General features: G+C 28.2%; 7 protein-coding genes and 1 pseudogene. 2 read left to right on the top strand and 6 right to left on the bottom strand.

Annotated features, from left to right (window positions below; all coding sequences use genetic code 11):
• Positions 1 to 137: pseudogene (locus KQI30_RS17290) on the top strand (IS110 family transposase); the annotation flags it as partial.
• Between the two features lie 126 nt (positions 138 to 263).
• On the opposite strand, the gene KQI30_RS16330 reads toward KQI30_RS17290, so the two are convergent.
• The 4 genes from KQI30_RS16330 to KQI30_RS16315 all read right to left on the bottom strand — a co-directional run bounded on the left by KQI30_RS16330 (position 264) and on the right by KQI30_RS16315 (position 4,398).
• Positions 264 to 644 carry a helix-turn-helix transcriptional regulator gene (locus KQI30_RS16330; RefSeq protein ID WP_216464410.1) on the bottom strand — a complete coding sequence of 127 codons (381 nt, stop codon included), beginning with the start codon at positions 642 to 644 and terminating at the stop codon, positions 264 to 266.
• Between the two features lie 530 nt (positions 645 to 1,174).
• Positions 1,175 to 2,524, bottom strand: coding sequence for a hypothetical protein (locus KQI30_RS17285; RefSeq protein ID WP_253287552.1), 1,350 nt, complete (start codon positions 2,522 to 2,524; stop codon positions 1,175 to 1,177).
• A gap of 57 nt (positions 2,525 to 2,581) precedes the next feature.
• Entirely contained in the window at positions 2,582 to 3,427 is an 846-nt protein-coding gene (locus tag KQI30_RS16320) for a DUF1835 domain-containing protein (protein ID WP_216464409.1), read from the bottom strand.
• Positions 3,428 to 3,579: 152 nt separating this feature from the next.
• Positions 3,580 to 4,398 (bottom strand): GNAT family N-acetyltransferase, encoded by an 819-nt coding sequence (locus KQI30_RS16315; RefSeq protein WP_216464408.1) that lies wholly within the window; start codon positions 4,396 to 4,398, stop codon positions 3,580 to 3,582.
• Positions 4,399 to 4,618: 220 nt separating this feature from the next.
• Between KQI30_RS16315 and KQI30_RS16310 the strand changes: the two genes are divergently transcribed.
• The gene (locus KQI30_RS16310; RefSeq protein ID WP_216464407.1) at positions 4,619 to 5,515 is read left to right on the top strand and encodes a DMT family transporter; all 897 of its coding nucleotides are present in this window, start codon (positions 4,619 to 4,621) and stop codon (positions 5,513 to 5,515) included.
• Between the two features lie 175 nt (positions 5,516 to 5,690).
• Here KQI30_RS16310 and KQI30_RS16305 read toward each other — a convergent pair whose 3' ends face one another.
• Both KQI30_RS16305 and KQI30_RS16300 read right to left on the bottom strand, forming a co-directional pair.
• Positions 5,691 to 5,978, bottom strand: a complete 288-nt coding sequence (locus tag KQI30_RS16305) for a hypothetical protein (RefSeq protein WP_216464406.1) — start codon at positions 5,976 to 5,978, stop codon at positions 5,691 to 5,693.
• Between the two features lie 104 nt (positions 5,979 to 6,082).
• A partial coding sequence (locus KQI30_RS16300; protein ID WP_216464332.1) for an ATP-binding protein occupies positions 6,083 to 6,235 on the bottom strand: 153 nt, incomplete at its 5' end.

Below are 6,235 nucleotides of genomic sequence, written 5' to 3'. Positions count from 1 at the left end.
ATGATGAAGCATTAATTCACAAACATAAAAGGGCACTCGCACTAACTGGACGAAAACTTGTAAGATTGATTTTTTCATTGCTACGAAATAATCAACTCTATACCTCTAACGAGGTAGTTAATAAAGTAACAATTTAATAGTCACTTTTGCCGTCTGGTTCCCTGTAAAATTTTGTAATCAGGATGAGCTTTATTAAAGTTACCCTTTTTTTAATAAGACAAACTAGAAAATTTCCAATTTTAAAGTTTTTTTATCTTGACATATTACCAGTCGTCTTTTATAGTTATTTTGAAAGAGATCCTTGGATAAGATTTTAAATTGACACCTTCCTTTTTCCCTTCACTTGGTGTTACTCCATGCAAATTAGTAAATGCTCTTGCAAAAGATACCGGTGAGTCATAACCATATTTGAGAGCAACATCTACCACTCTACTATCTTCATTTTGTAATTCTAGTGCAGCCTTTGTCAATCTTCTACGCCTAATATATTCCCCTAGAGAAACATCAGCAATAAAAGAAAATACTCTTTGAAAATTGTATGAGGAACAGCAAGCCTTCCTTGCAACAACATCATAATCAATTTCTTTGTCCAAATTATCTTCTATATAGTCTAGCGCAGAATTCATTTTATCAATCCACTCCATTTTCTCACCTCTTTCATATCCTATTCTATAAAAATAACAGTTTTACTTCGCAACTATTTATGCACAATATTATATTATTTGTATCTTTCTTTTCTCAGATATAATATTCTTTAATTCTTTATCTATTGATTTTTACAAATATTCACTTATGTTTAATTCATCTATTTTTATACTTATAAATTGTTAAATTATATTATATAACACAAAAAATGTAATCTGTTTTATATTATACACTATTGATACAACAAATTCCATGTTGATAGATCCCTATTCAACATTCAACTAATATATCTATAAACTTTAAGCATTGTTACCTTATTATGGGCAAAAAAAGAATGGCTACGAGAACCATTCTTTTTACAAATATAAGGAAGATGATTTGAAAAACTAACTATTATTAGCTACAATTACAAGATACCAATGTTTTGCGGCAATTATATGACTAATATGAGGATTTTATGTGAAGATTATACGTTTAATACATACAACTTTATATTTTTTTCTTAAATTACCTTTAAGTCCTTTGCTTTTCACTGTTCTGATTCTCTGTAAGCCTTTGTAAAATAGTTTGTACAATGTTGTCTTAAATTCTTATTACCAAAAGAAGTTCTATTTTCAATATCAGCATAAGGAATCCTTATAGGATTACCATAATGCGTATAATTAAATATATTTGAACCTACGCATAAATCATTATAAGCATTAACTAAATAGAAAACATACCCCCTCTGATCATCTGCTTTCCACGGGTAACTTACAACACCAGATATAACTTCACATTGATTCTCATCCCCTAATATATCCGTTTCTGTTATCATGGAATTTTTTAACTTCGGTATAGGTGCTGAATATACTTTCCCATCATATTTATATAATAATCTTCCACTTATAGCCTCTATTCTTTCAGAACCACTAACAGTAAAAATATCATTCCAATGTGCACCGCCTTCTTCCCATTGGAAATATTCAAGTCCATATATTTTACCGTCATCAATTTCAACAAAAATTGTCGTTGCTTCTAAATTATCATTGCCCCCTTTATATGTACTTTCATCATCCCTGTCATACCTTAACAATTCAGTATCGCATTGTACATATGTTGCCCTCTGTAACATGTTAACAACATCATCAGATATGTCATTAAGAATCTCTCTTGGGAATCCTAAGTTCATTAACTTTGTTCTTGTTCCAGTTATATCAGAATTCATAAATTCATTTGAATCCAATTTACAACTATTAGATAATACACAACAAATAAAAACTACTACGATACTTAATAAGCTATATAATATTATGAATAGCTTTGAATTTACCCTTAATTTCATTACTTTTATTTTATAATTTAGACCACCTAAAGTATCTAAAAGCTTATAGACCTTTATAAAAAGATAAAAATAACACAAAATTATTGGTATCGATATAAAAATGAAATTACCTAATTTCATCAATGCTAAAATCGTTGCAACCATTTTCCAAATAGCTAATGCTAAAATTGGATCTTTATTAAAAATTTCATCAGACTCTATAAAAACTTGCTTTACTCCATTTCGAAATACTATAATGAAGCTAACTTGAAAAATAGCGGTAAAAATTACAATTAAAACTGTATCATTAAAAATAGTATGTAATGGTGTAGATATATATATTAACTGCAATATCTGAATTATTATGTTGATAGCAGAAAAAATCCAAGTAATTTTAAACCATCTATTCTCATTTCGTAACTGTCGAAACCCAAGATATATAAGGCATACTCCAACAGTTGGCAATATATACTGTAATGCAAAAAAATTAAAAGTCATCATTGTTAACATAAATCCTAAAATAACTTTTCTTATAGATTTTACTCCTGTATCATCTAAATGCATATCTGTATCCATATAACTCTCCCTTCCCATAGATTACTGAGATTGTAACTTTTGCAACGCAATAACTTATCAAAATTTATTATTATCTTTTATGTTAATACCAACTCTCTCCATTTCTATAATTCTAGTGTATTTTCTTTTGGAGTCTTTTACTATTTTAATTTTACTATTTTCTATCATTTTATTAATTCTTAATGCATACCACCAATCACTAATACCTAAAGGATACTTGGCAAGGATATCACCAATTAATCTTACCTCCTTCATAGCACCTTTAGAAAGACTTTTAAATATTAAGTAATCATAAAAATCTTCTGGTACGCCTATTAATTCACCATTTATAACTGCTCTTAAAGAACTATTGTCATCTTTAAGCTTCACCCAATGGTCACTAAATATTTTAAGTTCCATTTCAGATATTTGCTTCTCATCTTTAATAAACATACTAATCTCTTCTGGAGGAACTTCTCCCCACCTTTTATATTCTATAACTATATTTTTATTATCTTTTTTATAATCAGATAATTTCACTATATAAATTTTATTAGAGACATTTTTCAATAAACTACATAAATAGTATAGTCCACAAATTGAGTATGGAGCATTACAATACCATATTCGAATTGATTCTCCTCTTGATATATAATACATAAGTTTTTTATGCTCATTGGCATATATAGATCCTAAATTTTTAAGTTCCTCTAATATGTCTAAGTTATTGTCATCAACATTTTGAGTATACATTTGATAAATTAGTTCTTTTCTATATTCACTATCTATCTCACAATTAATATCACCAATATCTAACATAAATGCGAGACAAATTACTTTTTCTTTAGTACCGTTTATATATCCTTTTTCTTTTGCCATCTGCATAGTTGCAGCTGCACTTTCATCAAATAATACTTCAACCATAAATATACCTCTCACTTTTTCCTATTTGCACATAACTTTCCAATGTTCCTTAGAAAAAAGTTTCCATATATAAATTTACACATTTATCTACAAGTTCTTCATTTATTCTTTGTAATTTTAATTTCTCCATATTCTTTATCTCCATTATATTTCTACTTTAGCATATCAATTTGACTTTCATTATCACTAGGTGAAAAACCTATACTTTTATATAAATGAATTGCAGAGACATTTTGTTCATCAGCTGCAAGAAATGCCCTTATTGCATTATGCTTTTTACCATAAGAAAGTGCTTTCAGTATCAACCTTCTTCCAATCCCCCTATTTGGGAATGACGGGTCAACAGCAATCTCTCTAATCCAAACAATAGGACCTTTTTCACTTTGATAACCATATGTAGCTACACATAAAATACCTACTATTTTATCATTTGCATTTCTCTCAATTATTGCAGCTTTATTTCTTACATCGTCGTTATCTTCTAACACTTTTTTATTACTAATCCAATCTTTCATCCATTCAGTCGTTTGTCCAGTAAATCCCCTACTTTGATTTTTACACATCTGTGTTATTTGTGATGCCTCATCACAATAATCAACGGTCAAAAACTCATACTCATCGCAAATTTTAATATTATCTAGATTATTCATAAAGTAATCATGCCAAGCATTACGAATAATGAATCCTTCTTTTTCGAGATTATAAATCCATTGATGTGGTATAAATGTTATTAAGAAATACTTTTTATCATGCAAATACTTTATCAAATACTCTACTTTATTTGTTGCCCAATGATATTCATATGTTTTTGCTTCATAATTAAATCCATATAATAAAATTATGTTTTCATTTTCTAATACAATTTCATAACTTTCCACATCCTTATATTCTAAATAATTCATAGATGAATACTTAAAAATATCCCTTTCCCTTAATATTTCATGGAACTCTTTTTCTATCAATTTGCCCATTTCTTTTGTCCCCCGACTCTTTTTATCACATAACAACATCTATTTTTTGCATATGTAAATTTTAACATTGCCACTTATTGTTAACAACATATTTTTCTCAAATAGTTGAGATAATACAAAAACTATGTTCTGCAAATAGTTATAATTGATATTCCTCTAAAATGCTAATAAAATTATTAGAGACTTATATTAATATTTTTTACTTAAGGAGAACTATAATATGAAATCAAATTCACGAGTTACTGGTATATTTTTAGTTATTTTTAGTACTATGCTTTGGGGCGTATCTGGAACAGTAGCTCAATTTTTATTTCAAGAAAAGGGATTTACAGCTGGTTGGCTTGTATCTGTTAGGTTATTGATCTCTGGTTTAGTATTGATTATTTATGGATACATAAAAAAAGATAATAATCTAACAAAAATATGGTGTTTAAAAAAAGATCGTATAAAACTTATTTTATTTGGTATATTAGGTATGCTTGGAGTTCAATATACTTATTTTGCTGCTATTAATCATAGTAATGCTGCTACCGCAGCTATTCTCCAATACTTATCTCCAGTTATTATAACTTGCTACTTAGTTGCTCGTAATAAGAAGTTACCTAATTTTAAAGAATTAGTAGCAATTATTTTAGCTCTTACTGGAACATTCTTTATAATAACAAGTGGAGATATTCATAATTTATCATTATCTAAATTAGGATTATTCTGGGGATTATCTTCTGCTGTGTGTAGCGCAATATATACCCTACAACCGGTTTCACTTATTAAACAGTATGGTTCAATTGTTGTTGTCGGTTGGGGAATGTTAATTGGAGGAATATCTTTTAGTTTTATACATTCTCCTTTTAATTTTGTAGGTGAAATATCTATTTCTTCAATGTTAAGTGTATTATTCGTTATTGTTTTTGGTACAATTATTGCATTCTACTGCTATTTAGAAAGTCTAAAACATCTTGTACCAACAGAAACAAGTATATTAGGTTGTGTAGAACCATTATCTGCAACTTTATTATCTATATTATGGTTAAAGGTTCCTTTTGGATTTGCAGAATTTTTGGGAACACTCTGCATTATATTAACAGTAATAATTTTATCTTTTTCATCAGAATCATAATCTTCCTTATAAACGAAGTTATGACACAACTGAGTAAGATCAATTGCGGCAATTTTTTCAGCAAAATAGAAGTGCAAGTCGCAAGTATGAGGGCACAAGGCACATGTCTCGTGTCCTACCTTATGTTTTATATCATATAATATGGTGCCATTATTCACTGCAAAACTGCAAAATATCATCTATTATATATAGGCTTGATATATGATTTTTTTCTCAATATAATTGCAAATACTGCTAAAAAGTTAATTATCATAAATAATAACAATACATATTGTTCTGATATTAATTCACTACAAACTCCTGCCATAAACTGACCTGATACAGATCCAAAGGTTGTAAGCATCTGAAATACTCCATTAAATCTTCCTTTCATCTCATCATCAACATAACTTTGAGTTGCAGAACTTCTTATACTATATGATGTTATTCCCAATATACCATCTAAAAATTGAAATATCTTCATCACACAAACTGGTGTTTTTTATACTTAAAATCTATACCAAAACACAGCTAAAAATTATACCACCAGTAAATGAATAATTTTTAATGCGTATATTTTTTGAATTTTTAGTTTAGTGTTTTTAGCCAAGCTTTAGTTTCTTTTAATCTGTAAGAACTTCCATTCATATTAATGATAAAAGACTTATGTGTTAACCTATCGGTTAATGCAGCTGTCATAATAGGATCACCTAATATTTCATTCCATCTATCAAAAGAAAG

It is taken from the genome of Clostridium bornimense (genome assembly GCF_018917145.1).
Lineage (GTDB): Bacteria > Bacillota > Clostridia > Clostridiales > Clostridiaceae > Clostridium_AN > Clostridium_AN bornimense_A.
The sequence above is the reverse complement of the archived record's forward strand: the minus strand, read 5'-3'. Positions and strand labels throughout refer to the sequence as shown.